This window comes from Micromonospora sp. NPDC005206 (assembly GCF_040608175.1).
Classification (GTDB): Bacteria; Actinomycetota; Actinomycetes; order Mycobacteriales; family Micromonosporaceae; genus Micromonospora.
On the sequence record NZ_JBEXHU010000071.1, the window covers coordinates 1 to 2881 of the forward strand.

Below are 2881 nucleotides of genomic sequence, written 5' to 3' on the forward strand. Positions count from 1 at the left end.
CCGATGGCTCCACGCCCATATCCACCACTGTCCGCTATGGACGCAATGCCCGTGTCACCCCGATCGGCGCCCCGACCCTTGTTGAGATCACCTCATTGCCGGCACCGGGCGGGTGTCCGTACTGCGCATCGTCGGCGGCGGCCTCTTCACCGGCGCCGGGGTCGCGGCAATGCACTACACCGGCATGGCGGCGATGCGGCTCGACGGACGGCTCAGCTACGACCGGACCCGGGTGGTGCTCTCGATTGTCATCGCGGTGGTCGCCGCCACGGTGGCGCTCTGGCTGGCGGTGACCGTCCGCCGAGGCCTGGCGATTTTCGGCTCCGCGCTGGTGATGGGCGTTGCGGTCAACGGCATGCATTTCACCGGGATGAGTGCCCTCTCTGCGCACCTGCATCCGGGCGGGGGCGAGGTCACCGGTGCGGACGTGAGTACCCTGCTGGTGCCGATCATCCTGGCGGTGATCTTCGTGGTGGTCGGCCTGGTCTACGCGCTGCTTGCGGCCCCCACGGACGAGGACCGGGCCGCAGCGGCGTACCTGAACGGCCGGCTCACCGCCGAGCCCGCCGACCGATCGGGCGAAGTGACTGCGGACCCGGTAGGGCTCCGCGCCCGGCCGACCCTGGGGCGGCCGGGCACGCCGTTCCCGTCCCGTCCGGACCGCGCCCCCCTCTGACGGGCTCTGTTGCGTTGAGGGTTGGCATGATCGAGGCAGGCTTGAGCAGTGAAGTCATCGACCCGCTCTCGCCCCTGGCTGCCTGCGAAGTCGGCGTTCGCCGGGTTCCGGTTCCCGCCGGAGGTGATCGTGGTCGCGGTCCGCTGGTACCTGCGGTTCAACCTCTCGTATCGGGACGTCGAGGAGTTTCTGGTCGAACGCGGAGTCGAGGTCGATCACGTCACCGTCTACCGGTGGGTGCAGCGGTTCACGCCGCTGTTGGCTGACGCCGCTCGGTTCTGTCGCCATTCACCTGGCGATAGGTGGCATGTTGATGAGACGTACGTGAAGGTCAACGGGGTGTGGCGGTACGTGTACCGGGCGGTCGACCAGGACGGGCAGGTCATCGACGTGCTGGTCTCGGCCCGCCGGGATGCCGACGCGGCCCGGCGGTTCTTCCGCCGGGCGCTGTCGACGTTGAAGGTGACGCCCAGCGAGGTCGTCACCGACGCCGCGCCGGTCTACCCCGGCGTGCTGGATGAGCTGATCCCGCAGGCGTGGCACCACGTCGAACGGCACGCGAACAATCCGATCGAGGCTGATCACAGCCAGCTGAAACACCGGTTGCGACCGATGCGCGGACTACGAACCGACAAGACAGCACAGGTGGTCATCGCCGGGCACGCGTTCATGCAGAACCTTCGACGTGGATACTACGAACTCGCGGTCGACGCCCCGCCGGCCACGCGGGTCGCCGCCGGGTTTACCGACCTCGCCCAAGCGATCTGACCGCGGACCCGACACGCGTTCAACGCGTCCGTCGGTCCCACAACGCAACAGCGCCCTCCGGGCCGAGGCGCTGGCGTGAACACCGCGCTGCGCGACGCCGCCCTGCTCTGCCGTCAACTCAAGCTGGCCGCAGCCGGCGGCGGAACGGTGGTCCAGGCGATGGCCGATTGCGAGGCCGCCATACTGCCCTGCGCGTTCGCCCGGGTCGCCGACTCGCTTCGGGACGGCACCAGCGGCGACGATCGCCTCTACCGGCCGGTGATCGGGCGACTCTCGCTGACGGCGGCGCGCGGCTACTTCGCCCTGACCGGCCGGGTCCCCCGGCTGCGCAAAGTTCGTCGATGGCCTCAGCTACCGGGGCGCCGAGGGCTGACGTATGCGCCACGCTTCGGCGCGTAGCCGCCAGACGCCCCGGATGATCACGGCAACTCGTCGGGGCGGTTTCAGAGGTTATGCCACATTCCTGCTGATCGCGTGGCTAGCGTCGCTTGTGACGTCCATTTCAGCAAGGAGAGGCGGGGTCTCATGACGGGGGTACGGCACTTCAGCGCGTCGGCGATCGTTCTTGACGATGACGACAGGGTGTAGCTCGTGCACGACGGCGAGTGTGGACGGTGGTCGCTGCCCGGTGGCCATATTCGGGCGGACGAGGATCCGGCGCAGGCCGTGTTGCGCCTGGTCGAGACTCAGACCGGTGTGACCGTTCAGATCGTGGAGAGCGAGACGTTCACGCTCCCGGCGGCCCGGATGCTTGCCGCGCCGTTCGCCGTTATCGAGACGGAAGCGGACGATACCGAGGTCGGCGCGCATCGTCACATAGACATGCCCTATGTCTGCCGGCCGGTGGACACAGCCGAGGTAGCCGCTTCGCGGTCGCATGACTACCGGTGGGCTCCCATCGCGAGCCTCGATGCCATCACCACGAGCAGTGGCCTGTCCGCACTCGTGGCGGTGGCGGCGCGCCGGGCGTCGCTCGACCCGCAGCCTGTCGCCGGCGCGGTGGTCGCCTAGTGTCCTGCGCCGGAATCGATGGCACCAAGATCCCTGCGAACGCGTCGATCGACGCGAACCGGGGACAGGACTGGTTCGACCAGCAGGCTACGCAGATCGTCACGAGCATCGTCGCAGAAGCAGCGGGCGTCGATGCCTGCGAGAACGCGCAAGCGCCTCGCGACGGCGGCGAGTCCAACGGTGACCGTGTCCCCAGAGCGTTGGCTGACCGGTCGGGCCGGGCGGAGCGTATTCGGCGCGCGGCGGCGGAACTGGCTGAGCAGCAGCAGCGTCTGGAGGCCGACAATGACGCGAGGAACATGGCAGCCCAGGCTCGACTGCAGGCATCACGAGCTGGTCAGCCGGTGCGCGGCCGGATCCCGGATGGGCCATTGCGGCTTGCTGAGGCGAGGGCGCATCTGGAGCGCGAACTGCGCGACCATCAAG

At 68.7% G+C, this 2881-nt stretch carries 4 protein-coding genes and 1 pseudogene; all 5 read left to right on the top strand.

Annotated elements, in window-relative coordinates:
- Positions 1-112 precede the first annotated feature (112 nt).
- Positions 113-676 (top strand): MHYT domain-containing protein, encoded by a 564-nt coding sequence (locus tag ABZU69_RS36970; RefSeq protein WP_354968853.1) that lies wholly within the window; start codon positions 113-115, stop codon positions 674-676.
- A 78-nt stretch (positions 677-754) separates the two neighbouring features.
- Positions 755-1444: an IS6 family transposase gene (locus ABZU69_RS36975; protein WP_354968856.1), complete on the top strand. Its 690-nt coding sequence runs from the start codon at positions 755-757 to the stop codon at positions 1442-1444.
- Positions 1445-1501: 57 nt separating this feature from the next.
- Positions 1502-1817: pseudogene (locus ABZU69_RS36980) on the top strand (FAD-dependent monooxygenase); the annotation flags it as partial.
- A gap of 218 nt (positions 1818-2035) precedes the next feature.
- Positions 2036-2455 (top strand): NUDIX domain-containing protein, encoded by a 420-nt coding sequence (locus ABZU69_RS36985; RefSeq protein WP_354968854.1) that lies wholly within the window; start codon positions 2036-2038, stop codon positions 2453-2455.
- A partial coding sequence (locus tag ABZU69_RS36990; RefSeq protein ID WP_354968855.1) for a hypothetical protein occupies positions 2455-2881 on the top strand: 427 nt, incomplete at its 3' end. The genes ABZU69_RS36985 and ABZU69_RS36990, both read left to right, overlap by 1 nt.